Annotated in this window: 18 protein-coding genes; 13 read left to right on the forward strand and 5 right to left on the reverse strand. The window is 66.0% G+C overall.

Translation table 11 applies throughout. The annotated features are described in order from the left end of the window. The first annotated feature begins 26 nt into the window (after positions 1-26). Complete coding sequence (locus B0E46_RS17660; RefSeq protein WP_168171120.1) at positions 27-173, forward strand: hypothetical protein; 147 nt, start codon at positions 27-29, stop codon at positions 171-173. A 115-nt stretch (positions 174-288) separates the two neighbouring features. Beyond that, positions 289-1,176, forward strand: a complete 888-nt coding sequence (locus tag B0E46_RS03575) for a cytochrome c oxidase subunit 3 (RefSeq protein ID WP_077554330.1) — start codon at positions 289-291, stop codon at positions 1,174-1,176. A 160-nt stretch (positions 1,177-1,336) separates the two neighbouring features. Here B0E46_RS03575 and B0E46_RS03580 read toward each other — a convergent pair whose 3' ends face one another. Next, the gene (locus B0E46_RS03580; protein ID WP_077519187.1) at positions 1,337-1,552 is read right to left on the reverse strand and encodes a twin transmembrane helix small protein; all 216 of its coding nucleotides are present in this window, start codon (positions 1,550-1,552) and stop codon (positions 1,337-1,339) included. Between the two features lie 59 nt (positions 1,553-1,611). Here B0E46_RS03580 and B0E46_RS03585 point away from each other — a divergent pair, with 59 nt between their 5' ends. From B0E46_RS03585 to B0E46_RS03600, 4 genes are read left to right on the forward strand one after another with little or no spacing between them, the layout of a single operon-like run. Beyond that, entirely contained in the window at positions 1,612-2,373 is a 762-nt protein-coding gene (locus B0E46_RS03585; protein ID WP_139350404.1) for an SURF1 family protein, read from the forward strand. Next, the gene (locus B0E46_RS03590) at positions 2,370-2,939 is read left to right on the forward strand and encodes a hypothetical protein (RefSeq protein WP_077554331.1); all 570 of its coding nucleotides are present in this window, start codon (positions 2,370-2,372) and stop codon (positions 2,937-2,939) included. Before B0E46_RS03585 ends, B0E46_RS03590 begins: the two co-directional genes overlap by 4 nt. Then, the gene (locus B0E46_RS03595; protein ID WP_077554332.1) at positions 2,939-4,108 is read left to right on the forward strand and encodes a COX15/CtaA family protein; all 1,170 of its coding nucleotides are present in this window, start codon (positions 2,939-2,941) and stop codon (positions 4,106-4,108) included. The genes B0E46_RS03590 and B0E46_RS03595 overlap by 1 nt, the downstream gene beginning before the upstream one ends. Beyond that, a complete protein-coding gene (locus B0E46_RS03600) occupies positions 4,105-5,010 on the forward strand; it encodes a heme o synthase (protein ID WP_077554333.1) in 906 nt (301 codons plus the stop codon). Before B0E46_RS03595 ends, B0E46_RS03600 begins: the two co-directional genes overlap by 4 nt. A 10-nt stretch (positions 5,011-5,020) precedes the next feature. Here the strand turns inward: B0E46_RS03600 and B0E46_RS03605 are convergent, their stop codons facing one another. Continuing rightward, complete coding sequence (locus tag B0E46_RS03605; RefSeq protein ID WP_077554334.1) at positions 5,021-6,598, reverse strand: sulfotransferase; 1,578 nt, start codon at positions 6,596-6,598, stop codon at positions 5,021-5,023. 361 nt (positions 6,599-6,959) lie between these two features. Between B0E46_RS03605 and B0E46_RS03610 the strand changes: the two genes are divergently transcribed. From B0E46_RS03610 to B0E46_RS03630, 5 genes are all read left to right on the forward strand, one after another. Next, on the forward strand, positions 6,960-7,199 hold the full coding sequence (locus B0E46_RS03610; RefSeq protein WP_077554335.1) for a hypothetical protein: 240 nt from the start codon (positions 6,960-6,962) through the stop codon (positions 7,197-7,199). Between the two features lie 156 nt (positions 7,200-7,355). Beyond that, on the forward strand, positions 7,356-10,001 hold the full coding sequence (mgtA, locus tag B0E46_RS03615; RefSeq protein WP_077554336.1) for a magnesium-translocating P-type ATPase: 2,646 nt from the start codon (positions 7,356-7,358) through the stop codon (positions 9,999-10,001). Between the two features lie 351 nt (positions 10,002-10,352). After that, complete coding sequence (locus tag B0E46_RS03620; protein ID WP_077554337.1) at positions 10,353-11,492, forward strand: efflux RND transporter periplasmic adaptor subunit; 1,140 nt, start codon at positions 10,353-10,355, stop codon at positions 11,490-11,492. Then, positions 11,485-14,580: a CusA/CzcA family heavy metal efflux RND transporter gene (locus B0E46_RS03625; protein ID WP_077554338.1), complete on the forward strand. Its 3,096-nt coding sequence runs from the start codon at positions 11,485-11,487 to the stop codon at positions 14,578-14,580. The genes B0E46_RS03620 and B0E46_RS03625 overlap by 8 nt, the downstream gene beginning before the upstream one ends. 2 nt (positions 14,581-14,582) lie before the next feature. After that, positions 14,583-16,088 (forward strand): efflux transporter outer membrane subunit, encoded by a 1,506-nt coding sequence (locus tag B0E46_RS03630; RefSeq protein ID WP_077554339.1) that lies wholly within the window; start codon positions 14,583-14,585, stop codon positions 16,086-16,088. A gap of 21 nt (positions 16,089-16,109) precedes the next feature. On the opposite strand, the gene B0E46_RS03635 is transcribed toward B0E46_RS03630, so the two are convergent. Next, positions 16,110-16,730: a DedA family protein gene (locus tag B0E46_RS03635; RefSeq protein WP_077554340.1), complete on the reverse strand. Its 621-nt coding sequence runs from the start codon at positions 16,728-16,730 to the stop codon at positions 16,110-16,112. A 114-nt stretch (positions 16,731-16,844) separates the two neighbouring features. Then, positions 16,845-18,581: a DNA primase gene (gene dnaG, locus B0E46_RS03640; protein WP_077554341.1), complete on the reverse strand. Its 1,737-nt coding sequence runs from the start codon at positions 18,579-18,581 to the stop codon at positions 16,845-16,847. Positions 18,582-18,757: 176 nt separating this feature from the next. Between dnaG and B0E46_RS03645 the strand changes: the two genes are divergently transcribed. Next, a complete protein-coding gene (locus B0E46_RS03645) occupies positions 18,758-19,375 on the forward strand; it encodes a GNAT family N-acetyltransferase (protein WP_254425026.1) in 618 nt (205 codons plus the stop codon). A gap of 40 nt (positions 19,376-19,415) precedes the next feature. Here the strand turns inward: B0E46_RS03645 and B0E46_RS03650 are convergent, their stop codons facing one another. Then, the gene (locus B0E46_RS03650) at positions 19,416-19,586 is read right to left on the reverse strand and encodes a DUF1328 domain-containing protein (protein WP_077554343.1); all 171 of its coding nucleotides are present in this window, start codon (positions 19,584-19,586) and stop codon (positions 19,416-19,418) included. Positions 19,587-19,744: 158 nt separating this feature from the next. Between B0E46_RS03650 and B0E46_RS03655 the strand changes: the two genes are divergently transcribed. Beyond that, positions 19,745-20,044, forward strand: a complete 300-nt coding sequence (locus B0E46_RS03655; RefSeq protein WP_077554344.1) for a hypothetical protein — start codon at positions 19,745-19,747, stop codon at positions 20,042-20,044. The last annotated feature ends 2 nt before the right edge of the window (positions 20,045-20,046 follow it).

Raw genomic sequence — 20,046 nt, forward strand, 5'->3', positions numbered from 1 at the left:
CAGGGCGCCCAGAGAAGCCGATCCACATGACGCAACCGAAGATGCAACATGCCGCGATTGATCAGTACGACGCAGAACGCCGCAAGGGCGTGCGGCGCACCGTGAAGATACTCGTGGTTATCGCCGCCGCTTTCTTCCTGGTGTCGTTCGTGCAGATCGTGCTGATGAAATAGCGCTACCGCAGTCGTTACATGTGTTCTTCAACCGGTCGGGTTCGACGACCGGCATGCAGTTCCCCGGTCGGCATCACGGGGTTAAGTCATCAAGAGAAATCCACGGGGTCTCACCATGGGTCAGCAGCACGACGCTTACTTTGTCCCGGCCAAGAGCTACTGGCCGTTCGTGGCCGCAGTGGTCATGTTCACCACCGTGTTCGGTGCTGCGCACTGGCTGAATGCGGAGCCAGGCGATGCCGGCTTCGGCAAGACCGTGCTGCTTGTCGGCGTGATCGGCGTGCTGGGCATGTTCTTCGGCTGGTTCCGCTCGGTGATCAACGAGTCGCTGGCTGGCAGCTACAACCACCAGGTGGACACCTCGTTCCGCATGGGCATGATGTGGTTCATCTTCTCCGAGGTGATGTTCTTCGGCGCGTTCTTCGGTGCGCTGTTCTACATCCGCATGTTCTCGGTGCCGTGGCTCGGTGGCACCGGCCATGGCACGCTGACCCACGAGTTCCTGTGGAGCGATTACGCCGCCTCGTGGGGCGCCAACGGCGGCAATGGTCCGGAGCATGTCGGCGGCGCGTTCTCGACCGTGCCGGCGTGGGGCCTGCCGTTGCTGAACACGTTGATCCTGCTCAGCTCCAGCGTCACCGTCACGATCGCCCATCATGCGCTGCGCGCGGGGCACCGTGGCAAGATCCTGGTGTTCCTGGGCCTCACCGTGCTGCTGGGTGCGCTGTTCCTGAACTTCCAGGCGCACGAGTACATCGAGGCCTACAAGGAATTGAACCTGACCCTGCACAGCGGCGTCTACGGTTCGACCTTCTTCATGCTGACCGGCTTCCACGGCCTGCACGTGACGCTGGGCACGATCATGCTGGCGGTGATCTGGTTCCGCGTGCTGAAGGGGCACTTCAACAAGGATCACCACTTCGGCTTCGAGGCCGTGGCCTGGTACTGGCACTTCGTCGACGTGGTCTGGCTCGGCCTGTTCATGTTCGTCTACATCCTTTGATCTGCTGCCGTTGAGCCGGCCACGCCGGCTCAGGCAACAAAAAGCCCGCCATCGGCGGGCTTTTTGTTGGGCAGAGGAAGGTTCGGCCGTTGCTGTTGGCGGGCGCCGTGTCGCGCGATTTGTCGCGGTTGGGCCGCGCCGCCGGCACAGCCGGTTACAATTACTGGCCGACGTCGTGTGGGTGCAGCCAGCCCATCCAGATGCCCAGCGCGACCATGCCGATCAGCACCAGCGACAGGCCGATGCGGCGGGTCAGCGCCCACACGGTGCGCTTGTCGTCGTCCTTGTCGGTCATCATGAAGTACAGCGCCTGGCCGAGGCTGAAGATCACCACCAGCAGCACCACCACCAGCGCACATTTGTAGACGGTTTCCACGTGATTGATCCGATCCATTTCGACAGCGGCAGTATAGCGATCACCGGCGGATACGCCGCGTGATCGGATTTCGCCGTCCGCCATGGTGGGCCTTGCTGCTGACCGCGGCTGGTGCGTTGCTGTTCATGCGTTTGGGCGTTTGGCAGCTGCATCGTGCGGACTTCAAGGAAGCGCTTCTGCGGCGGTATGCCGCATCGGCTTCCGCACCCCGGCAGGACTTCGCCAAGGTGGCCGAGACGCCACCCGCCGACGGTTTTCCACGGGTGCAGGTGGACGGTCGCTACCTGGTCGACCGGCTGTACCTGCTGGACAACCCGCAGCATGACGAGCGCGGCGGGGTGGAAGTGTTCGCGCCGTTCGTGGTGCGCGATCAGGCCCAGCCCGTGCTGCTGGTGGACCTCGGTTTCCTGCCCGGCAACGGTACGGCGCAGGTGCCGCAGCTGCCACCGCTGCCCACCGGCGCGGTCAGCCTGGAAGGTCTGTACGTGCCGCCGCCGCCGCTCGGTTTCGAGATGGGCGGCGATGCGCTGGCGCGACAGACGCAGTGGCCGAAGAGCAGCATCTTCCTGGACCCGCAGGCGGTCGCGCGCGATCTCGGTCGGCCGCTGTATCCGCGCGTGCTGGCGCTGGATGCCGACCCGGCCTCGATCTACGTGCGCGTGCACACCCTCGACTTTTCCTCGATGCCGCCGGCGCGGCATCGTGCCTATGCGTTCCAGTGGTTCTCCTTCGCCATCGCCGCGGTGGTGATCCTGCTGGCGCTCAATCGCCGGCGCAAGCCGCGCGAATCCCGATCCCTGACTGACGATGAAGTCCAATGAATACTGTTGATCCGAAATCGTTGCGCCGCAGCCGGATGCTGCTGATCCTGATCGCGCTGGTGTTTGCCGCGCCGATGATCGCAGCGGGCCTGCTCACCTGGAGCGGCTGGCAACCGGGCGCCAAGGGCAATGGCCAACCGATCCAGCCGCAGCGCAATTTCGTCGACGAGAAACTGCAGGTGCAGCTGAGCGATGGCCAGGCCTATGCCTGGCGCGACAGCGAGCCGCGCATGACCCTGGTGGCGCTGGCCGGCCCCGGCTGCGCGAAGCAATGCCTGGCGACGCTGACCGGCATGGCGGCCGCGCGGGTCACGCTCAACCGCAACCAGTCGCGCCTGCGCCTGCTTTATCTCGGCACGCCGCCGGCGGATGACGACCGCGACGGCATGAAGAACTACTGGCAGCTCGGTGAGGATGTCGCCGGCAAGCTGGCCAGCTACCGGCCGACCACGCCGGACAGCGTCAGCGCGTTGCTGGTGGAATCCAACGGTACCGCGCTGTCGTGGTATCCGGCCGGATTCGATCCTTCCGGCCTGCGCAAGGACCTGCAGAAGGTGATCAAGTGATGGCGCCGCGCTCGCTGAGGATCCTGCGCGGCCTGTCCCTGCTCGCCGCGGTGTTCGCGTTCGGGCTGGTGATGTTCGGCGCCTTCGTGCGGCTGTCCAACGCCGGCCTGTCTTGCCCGGACTGGCCGACCTGCTACGGCCAGGCGACCTGGCCGCAGCATGCGCAGGCGGTGGCCAAGGCCGATGCGGCCTTCCCCGATCGCCCGTACGAGGCGCACAAGGCCTGGCGCGAGCAGGTGCACCGCTTCCTCGCCGGCACGCTCGGCGTGCTGGTGCTGTTGCTGGCGCTGCTGGCCAGCTGGCGTCGGCGCGGCGCGCAGTTGGCAATCATCGTTGCCGCGGTGTTTGCGGCCGTCGGGGTGGGGCTGTACATCGGCGGCGAACATCGTTGGTCGCCGCTGCTGGCCACATGCGCGATCGCGTTGCCGCTGTTGGCGGCAATCGCGCTGCGCCGACCGGGTGCATGGCGGATCAGCGTGCTGGTGCTGGCGGTGATCATCTTCCAGGCCATGCTCGGCATGTGGACGGTGACGCTGCTGTTGAAACCAGTGGTGGTGATGGGTCACCTGCTGGGCGGCATCACCACGTTCGCGCTGCTGGCATGGGTGGCCATGCGCTACGCGGGGGTTGGCGCGAATGACGACAGTCATGCGGCCCTGCGCAAGGCGGTCGTGTTCGGCATCGTGCTGCTGATCTGCCAGATCGCGCTGGGTGGCTGGACCTCGTCGAATTATGCGGCGCTGGCCTGCGGTACCGATTTCCCCAAATGCATGGGTCAGTGGATGCCGCCGACCGACTTCAAACAGGGTTTTGTGTTGTGGCGTGGCATCGGCGTGAACTACGAAGGCGGCGTGCTGGACATGGCGGCGCGCAGCGCCATCCAGATCGCCCATCGGCTTGGTGCGCTGGTGGTGTTCTGCTACCTCGCCTGGCTGGCGCATCGTGCGGCGAAGCGTGGCCTGCGCCGGCATGGCATCGCGATCGGCGTGGTGCTGGTGGCCCAGGTGCTGCTGGGCATCAGCAACGTGCACTTCGGTTTGCCGCTTGCCGTGGCCACCCTGCACAACGGTGTCGCCGAGCTGTTGCTGTTTACCTTGCTGGCCACGCTGGCGCGGACGCAGCCAAGGCACCATGATGTGCCGTTCCACTCGCCCAGGGCGCTTCGATGACCGCGCACGTCCACGAATACCTGCAGCTGACCAAGCCGCGCGTCGTCGCGTTGCTGGTGTTCTGCGCGGTGATCGGCATGTTCCTCGCCGTGCCGGGCATTCCGCCATGGCGCGCGCTGGTGTTCGGCACGCTGGGCATCTGGATGGCTTCCGGTTCGGCGGCTGCCTTCAATCACCTGGTGGACGAGCGCATCGACAAGCTGATGGCGCGCACCGCGCGGCGCCCACTGGCCACCGGCTCGCTCACGCCGCGTCAGGTGCTGGTGTTCGCGGTGCTGCTCGGCATCGCCTCGATGCTGGTGCTGGTGCTGCTGGTCAACCCGCTCACCGCGTTGCTCACCTTCGGCGGGCTGATCGGCTACGCGCTGGTGTATACCGCTTACCTGAAGCGAGCCACCCCGCAGAACATCGTGATCGGCGGCCTCGCCGGCGCGATCCCGCCGGTGCTGGGCTGGACCGCGGTGACCGACGCGCTGCATCCGTTCGCGTTGCAGCTGTGCCTGATCATCTTCGTGTGGACGCCGCCGCATTTCTGGGCGCTGGCGATCTTCCGCCGCGACGATTACGCGCGCGCGCAGGTGCCGATGCTGCCGGTCACCCATGGCGTGGTCTACACGCGCTGGCAGGTGCTGTTCTACACGGTGCTGCTGGTGCTGGTGACCCTGCTGCCGGCACTGACCGGGATGAGCGGCCTGATCTACCTGGGCGGTGCGGTCGTGCTGGGTGCGGGCTTCCTGTATTACGCGGTGCGGCTGCTGAACCCGCCGGACGAGCTGTTCCCGATGAAGGTGTTCAAGTACTCGATCGTGTACCTGATGGCGCTGTTCGCGTTCCTGCTGGCCGACCATTGGCTGGTCGAGCCGATGGTGCAGCAGGGACTGGTGTTGCAGCCCACGCTCTGAGTGTCGCGCTTTACGGTTTGAGCGCGATGCCCGCACTTTCCAGCAGTTCCCTCAGTCCGGTCAGCTGCGTCTCGTACTGCTTCCAGCGCTGGACTGCGCGCCGGTAGATCGGCTCGCGCACCTGCACGGCGCTGGCCGTGGTGGCCGGTGCCTGGTTGTCCTCGAAATGCAGGCAGGCGTCGTTCCACGGCAAGTCGCAGAATGCCAGCAGCTGTCGGGAGCCGGCCTCCTGCGAGTCCACCAGGGTTTCGTAATCCACTTCCAGGATGCGTCCCGGAAACAGCTGTTTCCAGTGCGCCATCAGGCGGTCAAACAGGATGTAGTAGCGGCCGGTATCGAGCAGGTCGTACGAATAATCGTGATTCGGCGACGTGACGGCAAACAGCTGGCGGAAATTGCTGAGGCAGGTGTCCATCGGATCGCGACGCAGGCAGATGATCCTGGCATTCGGTAACGCGTTCGCGATTGCTCCGAGGTACAGGAAATTGTGCGGCAACTTGTCGATGAAGCGCGGCTTGTGGCTGGTATCTGGGCGGGTGCTGGCCAGATAGGCCTCCCCCAGCTTTTGCCAGTCGATTTCGCGCGTACGTTCGATGGTGTCGATATCGAGCAGCTGAGGCGTACGGCTGCCGGAAGCGCGTTTTAGCGCGATCCCGAAATTCTGCAATTCGCCGGCTGCATGCACATCCGGGTGGCTGGAGATGATGCGTTCGACCAGGGTGGTGCCCGAACGCGGCATGCCGATCACGAAGATCGGCTCATCGCTTGAACAGCCGGCGCCAACGGGTTGTGGCCCCGGCGATGCCTGGATCAACTTCTCAAACAGCGCTTCATCCTGCCGTGGCGAATAATGGCGCATGCTGCCGGCAGCAGCCTTGCCGGCCACGAGATGTTCGAACGCCCTGGGATAGTCCGCCAAGTCTTCGTATTCCTTGGCAAGCGCAAGGTGCAGGTTCATCTGCGCTAGCGGGTTGCCTGCGCTTTTCGGCAATCGCGCATGCAAGGGTTCCAGATGGTTGCTGGCCAAACTCTGCTTGCGCAGTTGCGACAGGGTCAGATACACGCCCCAGTAGTCCGGTGCGAGTCGGAGACAAACCCCAAGTTCGCGCTCGGCATCGTCCATCCGGCCGAGGAACACCAGCGACTTGGCGAGGTTGTAACGGTAGTTGGCATGCTCGGGCGCCAGCGAGACAGCACGCTCGTACAACGCCGTTGCGCGCTCGTGGGCGTTGGCGCGCGTGAAGATGACGCCGAGCGTGTCGAGCGCATGTGCATCCAGCGGCGACAGGGCGAGTGCCCGCTCCGCGACAACCATCGCATCGGCGGAAAGATTGACCATGGACAGCGCCTTCGCGAATTGCGTCGCGTAGTCCGCGCGTAGTGGATAAAGATTGGCGGCGCGCTGCAGGTACTGCAGCGCTGGCGACATCTGCTGCAGTTCCAGCGCCGCCAGCCCCGCCAGAAAATGCAGCTCGGCATGGTTTGGCGCTTGCGGCAGGAGCTGCATCGACAATCCCAGTGCTTCTCGCCAGTTCCTCTGGTTGTAGGCGGAGGTGGCCCTGGCGTAGAGCTTGGCTGGATCAGTCATGGGATTCCGGAGCGTGGCGTGGTCGTATACGGGCGTCCCTACACTGTATTACGTGCGCCTGGTGCGAACACTGGGGTCGTCGGCCAGATTCATGATCCATGGGTTGACACTTGCGCAGCGCAGCACGACAATGCGCGCGCCTCCCGGCGCACCGCGTCGGCTGGCTCCCAGTCCTGACAAACCAAGGCATATGGACGTTTACCCTAGTCGCAACGTCGACATCCGCGAGCATCGGATGCCGGCATTGCATAACAAGCTGATTGTCTGCGGCGACCGCCTGCGGTCGGCTGGCGCTTTCCTCGACTAGGGAAGACCGGCCCACCTCTGCGGCGCCGCAGGCGCCGTAACGAGGAGATGGGCTATGAAGCTCCTTCGCGATTCCGTTTTGCTGCACACGGTGCGCCGGCTGCTGGCTGGCCGACGTGGATCCGTGCGCGCCGGTTACACCGTCACCGTACCTGCCCCGCTGGCAAAGCCGGCCGGCAGCAATGTGATCGAATTGCACCGCCGGGCTGCTTCGCCCGTCAGCGGGCCGTCGACACAGGCCCACGGCGATGCACTGCCATCGTCCGTACATCTCGCTCTGGTATCCAGTCGCTGATGGTCGCCATGACGTCATGCAAGGGATGGCCCCCGCCAGCGGCGGCGCCATTCCGGCCGCATGGGCGGCCATGCGCACCCATGGTGGCGCAGTTGGCGGATTGATTCCGCAGACTCGCACCGGCGGCAGGCATCAGCGAATTCACGGAAGCGGGTCATGATCAAGCAATCCAATCAAGCTGCCGCGGGCAAGGTGGCGGGCAAGACGGCGGCCGTGCATGCGGTGGTGGCGCAGGAAGCCTTCCGCGCAAACGACGAACTGCTGGCGGCACTGGAAACCACGCCGGCCGGCCTCGATGAGGAACAGATCGAGGCGCGGCTGCATCGCGACGGCATCAACGAGGTATCGCACGAGAAGCCGCCGCACTGGTCGCTGCAGCTGCTGCGCGCGTTCAAGAATCCGTTCATCATCGTGCTGCTGGTGCTGGCGGTGGTGCAGATATTCGCCACGCCGGACGACATGTCCGGGCCGATCATCATTGCAGTGATGGTGGCGATCAGCGTGCTGCTGAACTTCACCCAGGAATTCCGTTCGTCGCGCGCAGCCGAGAATCTCAAGGCGATGGTGCGCAATACCGCCACGGTGACGCGCAAGGCGTCCGACGGCCACAGCGAGCAGATCGAGGTGCCGGTGGTCGAGTTGGTCGCCGGTGACATCGTGCACCTCGGTGCCGGCGACATGGTGCCCGGCGACCTGCGCCTGCTGAGCGCGAAGGATCTGTTCATCAGCCAGGCGATCCTTACCGGCGAGTCGCTGCCGGTGGAGAAATCCGCGCCGGCGCGCATGAGTGGCCCGCAGCATTACGACAACGCACTCGACCTGCCCACCGTCTGCTACATGGGCACCAACGTGATCAGCGGCACCGCCACGGCGGTGGTGGTGGCGACCGGTGCACGCAGCTATCTCGGTTCGCTGGCGCACAGCATGTCCGGCCAGCGCGTGCAGACCAGTTTCGACCGCGGCGTCAAAAGCGTCAGCTGGCTGCTGATCCGCTTCATGGCGGTGATGGTGCCGGTGGTGTTCCTGATCAACGGGCTGGACAAGCACAACTGGACCGAGGCCTTCCTGTTCGCGCTGTCCGTCGCGGTGGGCCTGACCCCGGAAATGCTGCCGCTGATCGTCACGGCGAACCTTTCCAAGGGTGCGCTGGCGATGTCCCGGCGCAAGGTGGTGGTGAAGCGGCTCAACGCGATCCAGAACTTCGGCGCGATGGATGTGCTGTGCACCGACAAGACCGGCACGCTGACGCTGGACAAGATCGTGCTGGAGCGCCATCTCGACCTGGATGGCGAGGAGTCCGACGAGGCGCTGGAGTTCGGCTACCTCAACAGCCGCTTCCAGACCGGGTTGAAGAACCTGATGGACAAGGCGGTGCTGGAGCATCGGGACCTGGAAGCGGCGGCGATGCGCTACCGGGTCATCGACGAGATTCCGTTCGATTTCCAGCGCCGGCGCATGTCGGTGGTGGTGGCCAGGGACGATGGCGAGCACCTGCTGATCTGCAAGGGCGCGGTCGAGGAGATGCTGTCGATCTGTGCCCATGCCAGGGTCGGCGATGTCACCGAGCCGATGACCGACGAGCGCCGGCGCGACATCAAGGAGATGACGCACAAGCTCAACGAGGACGGCCTGCGCGTGCTGGTGGTCGCGGTGCAGCGCGAACCGAGCCACGATCGGCCCTATAGCGTGGCCGACGAAAGCGACCTGATCGCGGTCGGCTGCCTGGCGTTCCTCGATCCGCCGAAGGATTCGGCCGCGACGGCCATTCGCGCGCTGCACCAGCACGGCGTCGAGGTGAAGGTGATCACCGGCGACAACGAGGCGGTGACCCGCAAGATCTGCCGCGAAGTAGGACTGGACGTGGCGCATTCGGCCCAGGGCAAGCAGATCGAGTCGCTCGACGATGCCGCGCTGGATGAGCTGGTGGCGCGCACCACGGTGTTCGCCAAGATGTCGCCATTGCAAAAGGCGCGGGTAGTGCGTTCGCTGCAGCGGCAGGGCCACACCGTGGGTTTCCTCGGCGACGGCATCAACGATGCGCCGGCCCTGCACGACGCCGATGTCGGCATCTCGGTGGACACCGCGACCGATATCGCGAAGGAGTCGGCCGACATCATCCTGCTCGAGAAGAACCTGATGGTGCTGGAGGAGGGCGTGCTAGAAGGGCGCGTCACCTTCGGCAACATCATGAAGTACATCAAGATGACCGCCAGCTCGAACTTCGGCAACGTGCTCAGCATGCTGATCGCCAGCGCGTTCCTGCCGTTCCTGCCGATGCTGCCGCTGCAGATCCTGGTGTTGAACCTGTTGTACGACATCTCGCAGCTGTCGATCCCGTTCGACCGCATGGACGAGGACTATCTGCGCAAGCCGCGCAAGTGGGATGCCGGCGACATCGGTCGCTTCATGGTGTGGGTGGGGCCGGCCAGTTCGGTGTTCGACATGACCACCTTCCTGCTGCTGTGGTACGTGTTCGGCGCCAACTCGGTGGCGCACCAGTCGTTGTTCCAGTCCGGCTGGTTCATCGAGAGCCTGCTGACGCAGACCCTGGTGGTGCACATGATCCGCACGCGCAAGATCCCGTTCCTGCAGAGCAGTGCCGCCGCGCCCGTGCTCGGCCTGACCACGGCGATCATCGTGATCGGCATGCTGCTGCCGTATACGGCGGTCGGCGCGAAGATCGGCATGATGGAAATGCCGCCGGTCTATTTCGCGTGGCTGGCATTGACCGTGGTGGCGTATTGCGCGCTGACCCAGCTGGTGAAGGTGGTCTATACGCGCCGCTACGGGCGCTGGCTCTGATCCATCCGCCTCATTCCCCTGCAACCGGGGATGAGGTGAACGCCCGCGCCATGCATCGGCCCGGCGTAACGCTTTTGTCATCGGCATCGAGCAAACAGGAGAACCCAGGCTTTGCACAGTAGCCCTCCAACCGATCAACCACCTCCAAGCCAGTCGCACTGACGCCGTGCCCGCGCACACTTCGCCCTGAAGTGAGCCCCGGACGCGGCGGCCGTTGACGGCCTTACCGCGGTCCGGGATGCGCCTGCAGTTCACCCATGAGCTGCCTGCCTTCCCCCAGCCGTATGCATTGCCCGTTGGCCGCATGGCCGCCGCGGGCTTGTTCGTACCTTCATGCCGAAGGGGAAACCCATGTCGTTCCGTTTCTTTGAAAATCCGTCGCCGCTGAATTTGGCGGGCCTGGTTGTCAGCATCGTGCTGGCATGCTGTCTCGCCGCCTGCTCGCATCCGGCAGGCGAGGTGCAAGCAGCGCCGGTGGTGGTCGCCGATCACGGCCTGCTGCAGGTGCCTGAGAAATCGCCGCTGCGTTCCGAGCTGGTGGTCCAGCCGGTCGAGATGCGCGATGTGCCGCACGCGATGGTCTTCCCGGCGACGGTCGAGGCGGATCCGGCGCGTATGGCGAACGTGCTGCCCTCGCTGACTGGCAAGGTGGTCGAACTGAAGGTGGGCCTGGGCGATCGCGTCACTCGTGGCCAGTTGCTGGCGGTGATCGATTCGGGTGACCTGGCCCAGGCTTATGCCGATGCGGACAAGGCGCGCGACGCGCTCGATCTGGCCAAGAAAAGCCTGGATCGCGCACGTGGCGTGCAAACCGCCGGTGGTGCCGCGGTGAAGGACCTCGAAGCGGCGCAAAGCGGCTACAACCAGGCGCTGGCCGAATCCAACCGCGCGCAGACACGGCTTGCCGCCGTCGGCGGCGCCTCGGGCGCACATGCGGCGCGCGCGATGAATGTCACCGCGCCAGTCAGCGGTTACGTCACCGCGCTGTCGGTGTCGCCGGGCGTGTACGTCAACGATCCCACCGCCGCGATGTTGACCATCGCCAATCTGGACACGGTGTGGATCACCGCGAATGTGCCGGAAAGCGATGTCGCCCTGGTCGCCAAGGGACAGCCGGTGGATGCCGTGCTGCCCGCGTATCCGGACCAGGTCTTCCATGGCCGGGTCAGCTTCGTCAGTCCGCTGCTGCAGCCGGATACCCGCCGCGACATGGTGCGCGTCGCCGTGGCCAATCCGGATGGACGGCTGAAACCTAACATGTTCGCGAGTGCCAGCTTCGACATCCCGCAGCCGGCGCAGGTGTTCGTGCCGGAGTCGGCGCTGCTGATGAACAACGACAGCACCACCGTGTTCGTCGAGGTGTCGCCGTGGACGTTCGCGCGCCGCACGGTGGAGCTGAGCTACGACGAGACGGCCGGCGCACGTGTGGTGAAAGGCCTCCAGGCCGGCGATCGCGTGATCGTGAAGGGCGGAGTGCTGCTCAATGATTAACGCGATCTTCCAGTTCTGTTTCCAGAAGCGCATGTTGTTCATCGTCGTGACGATCCTCGTCGCGTGCTTCGGCTACTACTCCTGGACCCAGCTGGCGATCGAGGCGTATCCGGAGCTGAGCGACGTCACCGCCCAGGTCACCACCCAGGTGCCGGGTCTGGCCGCCGAGGAGATCGAGCAGCAGATCACCACCCCGCTGGAGCGCGGGCTGGCCGGTACGCCCGGGCTGGTGAGCATGCGTTCGAGCAGCACCTTCGGACTGTCGCTGATCACGCTGGTGTTCAAGGATGGTGCCGAGGATTACTGGGAACGCCAGCGCATCACGGAGCGGATCAGCCAGGTCACGCTGCCGCCGGGGATCACCCCGGGGCTCGACCCGGTGTCCGGGCCGGCCGGCGAGATCTATCGCTATACGCTGGAGTCCGACAGCAAGAACCTGATGCAGCTGTCGGAACTGCAGAACTGGGTGATCATCCCGGCGCTGGAGCAGGTTCCCGGCGTCGCCAATGTCGACAACTTCGGCGGCTTCACCAAGGAGTTCCAGCTGGAACTCGACCCGGCCCAGCTGCTGCACTATGGCGTCAGCGTAGGGCAGGTCAGCAGCGCGATCTCGGCCAATACCGCGAACGCAGGCGGCGGCCGCATCACCCGTGGCGAGCAGTCGTACATCGTGCGCGGCATCGGCATGGTGCATACGCTGAAGGATCTGGGCGACATCGTGGTCACCCAGACCAGTGGCGTGCCGGTGTACGTGCGCGACCTTGGCAAGTTGCAGTACGGCCATCAGGTTCGCGAAGGCATCCTCGGCAAGGACAACAACCCCGATACCATCGAGGGCATCGTCGACCTGCTCAAGTACGAGAATCCGTCGCGCGTGCTCGAAGGCATCCACGCCAAGGTCGCCGAGCTCAACCAGCAGTTTGCCGCGCAGGACGTGCGCATCGTGCCGTACATCGACCGCGACGACCTGGTCAGCGCGACCAAGGAAAAAGTCTTCCACACGGTGATGGAGGGCGTCGGCCTGGTCTGCATCGTGCTGATCCTGTTCCTCGGCAGCCCGCGTTCGGCGCTGGTGGCCGCGGTGGCGATCCCGATGTCGCTGGTCACCGTGTTCATCCTGATGCAGTTCACCAGGATGCCGGCGAACCTGTTCTCGCTCGGCGCGATCGACTTCGGCGTGATCGTCGACGGCACCATCGTGGTGATGGAGGCGATCCTGCGCCGGCGCGAGGAGAAGCCCAGCGAGATGCTCACCGAAGACGATGTGATGACGGTGACCAAGCAGGTCGGCCGTTCGATCTTCTTCGCCACGCTGATCATCGTTACCGCCTACCTGCCGCTGTTCGCATTCGAACATGCCGAGGGCAAGCTGTTCCGGCCGATGGCCTTCACCGTGGGCTATGCGCTGCTGGCGGCGTTGCTGTGCACGGTGACGCTGACACCGGGGCTGGCGTATATCGCGCTGCGCAAGCCGCGCAAGCTGTTCCACAACAGGCCGCTGGAAAAGTTGCAGGCGGCTTACCACAGCAGCCTGGGCCGGCTGCTGCACAAGCTGCCGGTGGTCTACACGACGGCGGCGGCGGCGTTTCTTGGCGTGGTGGTGCTGGGCGCGACGATCGGGCGCGAATTCCTGCCCGAGCTGGACGAAGGTTCGCTGTGGCTGCAGGTGCAGATGCCGACCGGGCTGTCGCTGGACAAGGCCAGCGCGATGACCGCCGAACTGCGTCGTGCCGTGCGCGAATTTCCGGAAGTCTCCTACGTGGTGACCCAGCTCGGCCGCAACGACAGCGGCACCGATCCGTGGACGCCGTCGCACGTCGAATCCGCAGTTGGTCTCAAGCCTTACGGCAGCTGGGCGAATGGCGAGACCAAGGCGGAGTTCCTGCGCAAGTTCAACGCGCGGATGCAGCAGATTCCCGGCATCACGGTAGGCATCAGCCAGCCGATCGTGGATGGCGAGAACGACATGGTCGGCGGCGCGCACAGCCCGCTGGTGCTGCGCATCTATGGCGACGACTTCAAGGAACTGCGCCGCATCGGTGGGCAGATCGTCGACGTGCTGCGGGATGTGCATGGCACGGCGGATGCGTCGATCTTCCAGGAACCGCCGATCCCGCAGCTGGCGATCGAGGCGGACCGCGATGCCGCGGCACGCTACGGCATCAACATCGCCGATATCAGCAGCCTGATCCAGACCGCGATCGGCGGCGCGCCGATCACCCAGGTCTATGTGGGCGATCGCGTCTACAACGTCACCGCGCGCGTGTCGAACGCGGTGGCCAACAATATCGAGGCGATCGGCCAGCTGCCGCTGACCGCGGCCAACGGCGCCCAGGTGCCGCTCAAGCTGCTGGCGCATATCAGCCTGAAGACCGGCGAGAGCACGATCTCGCATGAGCAGGACCATCGCGAACTGACCATCCGCATCGACAACCGCGGTCGTGCGCTGTCGGAGTACCTGGCCGACGCCCAGCAGCAGATCGATGCGAAGGTGCACTACGACAAGCAGGACTATCGGCTGGAATGGGCCGGCAATTTCCAGAATGCGCAGCGCGCGCAGGCGCGCCTGATCGTGGTGCTCGGCATGGTGCTGGCGATCATGGCGGTGCTGCTGTTCGCCGAGTTCGGCAAGCTGCATCAGGCGTTGCTGGTGCTGGCCGTGGTGCCGCTGGCGGCCGTGGGCGGCCTGATCTCGCTGCATCTGCGCGGCGAGACGTTGAACATCGCCACCGCCGTGGGCTTCATCGCCCTGTTCGGCGTGGCGGTGCAGAACGGCATCATCATGGTGTCGAACATCAACCGCGTGCGCCAGGAGGGCTTGACGCTGGCCGAAGCGGTGCTGGCCGGTGCCGCCGAGCGTTTCCGTCCGGTACTGATGACGGCGACCGTGGCCAGTGTGGGCATGCTGCCGGCCGCGCTGGCCACCGGCATCGGCACGGACGTGCAACGTGGCCTGGCCACGGTGGTGGTGGGCGGCCTGCCGATCGCCACCCTGCTTACGCTGTACATCCTGCCCGGCTGCTATTTCGCGATCGAGCGCTTCATCGAACGGCACCGCGGCCATGCGCCGTCGGCGCGGGACCTCTGACCATGCACGCTTTGCAAAAAATCACCCCGTGGCGCGCCGGCGACACGTTGCTCGGTCTGGGCATCGGCCTGCTGCTCAGCGCATGCGCCGTCGGACCGGACTACCGGCGTCCGGCGGCACCGGCCGCGCATGACTACGCGCCGACAGCCCTGCCGCAAACCACCGCTGCGGCATCCGGACCGGGCGGCGATGCACAGCAAATCGTGCAGGGCATGGATATCCCTGGGCAGTGGTGGACGCTGTTCCATTCGGCGCCCCTGAATGCGCTGATCGACGATGCGTTGAAGCACAACGCGGATACGGAAGCGGCGCAGGCGGCCCTGCAGGCGGCGTGGGAAAACGTGCGCGCGCAACGTGGCGCGTACTTCCCCAGTGTCGATGCCAGCGTGAATCCGACCCGGCAGAAGACCGGCAGCGTGCTGTCCAGCAACGTCGCCTCGAACAGCACGCTGTACAACCTCACCACGGCGCAGCTCAGCATTTCGTACTCGCCGGATCTGTGGGGCGGCAACCGCCGGCAGGTGGAATCGCTGGTGGCGCAGGCGAACGCGCAGCGCTTCCAGCTCGAGGCGACCTACCTCACGCTGACCACCAATCTGGTCAATGGGGCGATCCAGGAGGCCTCGCTGCGTGCGCAGATCGGCGCCACCCGCGGCATCATCGCCGATCAGGCGAAGATCATGGCGACGCTGCAGCGCCAGCAGGCGCTCGGCGATGCTCCCGAGGCCGCCGTCGCCGCGCAACAGGCGGCACTGGAGCAGAGCCGCGCCACCTTGCCGCCGCTGGAGAAACAGCTGGCGCAGCAGCGCGACCTGCTCGCCGCACTCAGCGGGCGGATGCCGAACGAGAGCATCGATGCCCGGTTCACGCTGGATGCGCTGCAGCTGCCGGCCGAGTTGCCGTTGAGCCTGCCGGCACGTCTGGTCGAGCAGCGTCCCGACGTGCGCATGGCCGACGAGCAGCTGCATGCAGCCAGTGCCCAAGTTGGCGTGGCGATCGCGAACCGCCTGCCGGACGTGCAGATCACCGCGAACATCGGCAGCGCGGCGGGCAGCGCGAGTTCCTTGCTGGGTGCCGGCACCGGCTTCTGGAATATCGGTGCTGCGATCACCGCGCCACTGTTCGACGGCGGCATGCTGAAGCACAAGCAGCGCGCCGCCGAGGCGACCTATCGGCAGAGCGCCGCGCAATACCGCAGCACGGTGATCGACGCGGTGCAGAACGTGGCCGACGTGCTGCACGCGGTGCAGTCCGATGCCGCGGCGCTGGCGTCGGCCGAGCTGGCCGATCGCGCCGCCGCGCGCAGCCTCGCCATCGCGCGGCAGCAGCTGGCGCTGGGCGACATCAGCGAGGTGGCCATGCTGAATGCCGAACAGGCCTGGCGGCAGGCCGAGATCAGCCTTGCGCAGGCGCGCGCGAGTCGCTACGCAGATACCGTGGCGCTGTTCCAGGCGCTCGGCGGCGGCTGGTGGAACCGGCATGACGTGGCGCAGACTCCGTCACCGTGAACCGGGATGGCGCCGCGTCGTTCAGTCCTGGGCGCAACGCGCGCGGCGCCGATGCCGCCACCACAGCAGCAGCATGGTGAGCACGACCAGGCCGACGAGGATCCACAGGCTGTTCTGGCCGCGCCGCACCCACTTCATCAGCCATTCGTGGTTGTCGGCGCCGAAATAGCCCAGGTAGACCCAGAACGGCACGCTGATCAGCGCCGCCAGTCCATCGATCAGCAGGAAGCGCGTGAATGACACGCGATGGCTGGTGCCGGCGGTGATGTAGACGGTGGTGCGCATGCCGGGCAGGAAGCGCGCGATGAACAGCATGCGGTTGCCGTAGCGCGCGAACTTTTCCTGCACCATGGCATAGCGCCTGGGCGTGAGCACCCGCGCCACCAGCCGCCATTTCAGCATGCGCGCGCCGTAGTGGTGACCGAGCAGGAAGATGCCGGCATCGCCCAGCAGCACGCCGAACATCGCCAGCGCGAACATCGCATGCACGTTGGCGTAGCCGAGCCCGGCGATGACGCCGCCGGCGACCAGGGTGATGTCCTCCGGCAAGGGCAGCCCGGCGCCACAGATCATCAGCGCGATGAACACCGCGACATAGCCGTTCTCGGCGAAGATCGTGATCAGTCGTTCAAGCAGATCCATCAATATCCTTGCGCTTCATGCACAGCCGCATCGTGCTGCGTGGCATGATCCCACAGTCGGCTCGCGATGACCGCCCGACAAGGCATGACGTCTGGCATGCGGCACGGGATCCCATCAGGTCGACGCGACCGGCGGCCGCACGCGCGCCGCCAGCAACTCGCGCAGCTCGGCCTTTTCGGCGCTGTCCAGTGTGCCTTCGCGGCTCTTGGCGGTCAGCGTGTCGCGGCGCTGGGTGGTGGCCTGGTCGTCCATGCGGGCCAGCGCATCGAAAAATTCGGCGCGCTGGGCCTCGGGTTCGCCCACGGCGACCGCGGCCATCAGCTTCTGCAGCGACGGATACTCCGGGCGCTCGGCAAAATGCTCGACCAGCATGGCCGAATTGATGCCGGGGCGCGAACGCGCCAGGTCCAGCAGTTCGGCGAGCAGGCCCACGCCAGGCTTGTCCAGGCGCAGGAAGCGATAAGGCTTCTCCACCTGGTCGGCCAGCCCCGGCTGTGCCAGCAGCAGCGAGATCGCGCTGCGCACCAGACTGCGCTGCACCACCACCGGGCGCTGCACGGCACGATGCGCGGCCGGGTCGGCCTGCAGCACCGTGCGGGCACCGCTGCGCTTCTCCAGCTCCTGCGCCATCAGGTCGCGGAACGCGCCGTCCGGCAGTTTCGCGATCAGCGGGCGGGCGCGTTCGGCCAGACGCGCGCGGCCGTCGAGGCTGCCCATCTCCACATCGTGCGACAGTTCGTTGAAGAAGTAGTCCGACAGCGGCAGCGCCTGCTTGATGCGCTGCTCGAAGCCGTCCTTGCCCTCCTTGCGCACCAGCGAGTCCGGATCCTCGCCATCGGGCAGGAACAGGAAGTACGCCTGGCGCCCGTCGCGCAGTCGCGGCAGCGCGGATTCCAGCGCCTTCCACGCGGCAGCGCGTCCGGCACGGTCACCATCGAAACAGAACACCACGTCCGCGGCGGCGCGGAACAGCACCTCGGTGTGTTCCGGCGTGGTCGCCGTACCCAGGGTGGCCACCGCGATCGGCAGCCCGGCCTGGTGCAGCGCGATCACGTCCATGTAGCCCTCGACCACCATGATCCGCGTCAGGTTCGCGTTGGCCTGCTTCACCTGCCACAGCGCGAACAGCTCGCGGCCCTTGTGGAACAGCGGCGTCTCGGGCGAGTTGAGGTATTTGGGGCTCTGCTCCGCTTGCAATACGCGGCCGCCGAACGCGATGACCCGGCCGCGGCGGTCGAGGATCGGGAACATCAGCCGTTCGCGGAAGCGGTCGTACTTGCTGCCACGCTCGCTGCTGGCGACCATGCCGGCCTCGTTGAGCAACTGCATGCGGCGCTCGCTGCTGCCCAGCGCCTTGATCACGCCGTCGTAGCCGGCCGGCGCCCAGCCGAGCCGGAACTGCTTGATGGTCGCCGCGTCGAGCCCGCGTTTCCTGCAGTAGGCCTGCGCCTCGGCGCTGCGCGGCAGCTCGCCCTCGTACCAGCCGGCGGCGGCGTCCAGCAGCGCGTACAGGTCGGTCTTGTCCTCGCGCGGCGCGGCTTCGCGACCGCCTTCGCGCGGCACCTTCAGGCCGACCGTCTGCGCCAGCTCCTCGACCGCGTCGGGAAACTCCAGCCGCTCGTAGTCCATCAGGAACTTCACGGCACTGCCGTGCGCGCCGCAGCCGAAGCAGTGGAAGAACTGCTTGGCCGGGCTGACGTAGAACGACGGCGAACGCTCGTTGTGGAACGGGCAGCACGCGGTCCACTCGCGGCCCGCCTTCTTCAACGGCACGCGCCGCTCGATCACGTCGACAATGTCGACGCGGGCAAGCAGTTCATCGATGAAACTGTCGGGAATCAGGCCGCGCATAAGCGCCCTAGTTTAGGGCCTGAACCGCAGGGCGGGGGCGCGCCGGCCAAGGCGGTGGGCAAGCCGGCCAATCTGCCGGCGCGGGACTCCGCGCGCAGGGTCGTCGAGCTAGCATCCCGGATCATCCCCGGTTGCCCATGATGAGGCCCTTGATGCATCAGGCTGGAGATACAGCGGTGCAGTTTCGGCAGGCTGCGGCGGAGGATGCACCGCAGGCGGTGCCGCTGATCCACAGCTCCGGCCCGGGAGCGTTCGACTACGTGTTTGCCGTGCCGGGGCATGGCGATGCGCAGGCGTTCCTGCGCCAGGCCTTTGTCGACGGCGCCGGCGAGTTCGGCTGGCGCAACCACGTGGTGGGCGAGCTGGATGGCGCGGTGGTGGCGGTCGGGGCCGGTTTTGGCGGCGACACGAAGTGGCCGTTCACGTTGGCGGCGGCGCGGCAGATCCTCGGTCATTACGGCTGGCGTCATGCCGGTGGCGTGATCGTCCGCGGCTTGCGCGTGGAGACGGTGATTCCGCCACCCACGGGCGCCATGCATTACCTCGCCCACCTTGCCGTGACGCCTACCTTGCGCGGGCATGGCATTGGCCAGGCATTGATCCATCACCTGCTGGCGCAGGCGCGTGAACTGGGCCGGCAGCAGATCGTGCTGGATGTCGCCAGCAGCAACCCGGCGGCCGAGCGGCTCTATGCGCGCCTGGGCTTCGAGGTGAGCGGTGAGCGGGCGTCACGGCTGGTCAACGCGCAGGGACGGGTGCCGGACCATCGGCGCATGCAGTGCCGGCTCGATTGACGCGGCGCGACGACGGGGCGCTGCCGTCGCGCCGCAATCGTCACAGGATGTGGAATACGCCGATGACGGCCAGCACCGCGATCAGGAACAGGATCAGGAAGATCGCGAACAGCACCTTGGCGATGGTGCCGGTGGCGCCGGAGATGCCACGGAAACCAAGCAAGCCGGTAACCAGCGAAATGATGGCGAAAATAATGGCCCACTTGAGCATGTGTTTCTCCTGCAGCGATGTGCGCCCGCGCGGCGGGGAATGACTGGCGGGTCGAGAGCCGTTTTGTAACGAAGCCGATGTGAACGCGATGCATGGTGGCTTGTCAGCCACCGCCGCCGCCGGCAAGCTGCATGGCCGGATCGACAGGAGGCGCAGGCATGGTGATCACCGCGGTGATGGCGTACCGACAGCGTGCGATCGTGCGGGCGTTCGAGCAGGCTGCCGCGACCACGGTGGCGACGGCGCATACGGCGGAGCAGCTGGGGTTGAAGCCGGGCCTGGCCTGGCATCAGCTGGTGGGCCAGGCGGTGCTGCGCTGCCCGGGCCAGGCGCGTTACTTTCTGGATCTGGCGAACTGGCAACGGTTGCGCCAGCGGCGCCGGCGTCATGCGCTGGCGGTGGTTGCCGGCTCGCTGGTGGTGGTCGCGCTGATCCTGCTGGCGACGCGCGCCCGCTGAAA

The sequence above is a fragment of the Rhodanobacter sp. B04 genome (assembly GCF_002001125.1).
In the GTDB taxonomy this organism is placed as follows: Bacteria; Pseudomonadota; Gammaproteobacteria; order Xanthomonadales; family Rhodanobacteraceae; genus Rhodanobacter.

What these genes read in the sequence shown, in the direction of transcription:
- B0E46_RS17660 (WP_168171120.1), top strand. Translation starts at nt 27, where the DNA reads ATGACGCAACCGAAGATGCAACATGCCGCGATTGATCAGTACGACGCA.
- B0E46_RS03575 (WP_077554330.1), top strand. Translation starts at nt 289, where the DNA reads ATGGGTCAGCAGCACGACGCTTACTTTGTCCCGGCCAAGAGCTACTGG.
- B0E46_RS03590 (WP_077554331.1), top strand. Translation starts at nt 2,370, where the DNA reads ATGAATACTGTTGATCCGAAATCGTTGCGCCGCAGCCGGATGCTGCTG.
- B0E46_RS03595 (WP_077554332.1), top strand. Translation starts at nt 2,939, where the DNA reads ATGGCGCCGCGCTCGCTGAGGATCCTGCGCGGCCTGTCCCTGCTCGCC.
- B0E46_RS03600 (WP_077554333.1), top strand. Translation starts at nt 4,105, where the DNA reads ATGACCGCGCACGTCCACGAATACCTGCAGCTGACCAAGCCGCGCGTC.
- B0E46_RS03605 (WP_077554334.1), bottom strand. Translation starts at nt 6,598, where the DNA reads ATGACTGATCCAGCCAAGCTCTACGCCAGGGCCACCTCCGCCTACAAC.
- B0E46_RS03610 (WP_077554335.1), top strand. Translation starts at nt 6,960, where the DNA reads ATGAAGCTCCTTCGCGATTCCGTTTTGCTGCACACGGTGCGCCGGCTG.
- mgtA (WP_077554336.1), top strand. Translation starts at nt 7,356, where the DNA reads ATGATCAAGCAATCCAATCAAGCTGCCGCGGGCAAGGTGGCGGGCAAG.
- B0E46_RS03620 (WP_077554337.1), top strand. Translation starts at nt 10,353, where the DNA reads ATGTCGTTCCGTTTCTTTGAAAATCCGTCGCCGCTGAATTTGGCGGGC.
- B0E46_RS03625 (WP_077554338.1), top strand. Translation starts at nt 11,485, where the DNA reads ATGATTAACGCGATCTTCCAGTTCTGTTTCCAGAAGCGCATGTTGTTC.
- B0E46_RS03630 (WP_077554339.1), top strand. Translation starts at nt 14,583, where the DNA reads ATGCACGCTTTGCAAAAAATCACCCCGTGGCGCGCCGGCGACACGTTG.
- B0E46_RS03635 (WP_077554340.1), bottom strand. Translation starts at nt 16,730, where the DNA reads ATGGATCTGCTTGAACGACTGATCACGATCTTCGCCGAGAACGGCTAT.
- dnaG (WP_077554341.1), bottom strand. Translation starts at nt 18,581, where the DNA reads ATGCGCGGCCTGATTCCCGACAGTTTCATCGATGAACTGCTTGCCCGC.
- B0E46_RS03650 (WP_077554343.1), bottom strand. Translation starts at nt 19,586, where the DNA reads ATGCTCAAGTGGGCCATTATTTTCGCCATCATTTCGCTGGTTACCGGC.
- B0E46_RS03655 (WP_077554344.1), top strand. Translation starts at nt 19,745, where the DNA reads ATGGTGATCACCGCGGTGATGGCGTACCGACAGCGTGCGATCGTGCGG.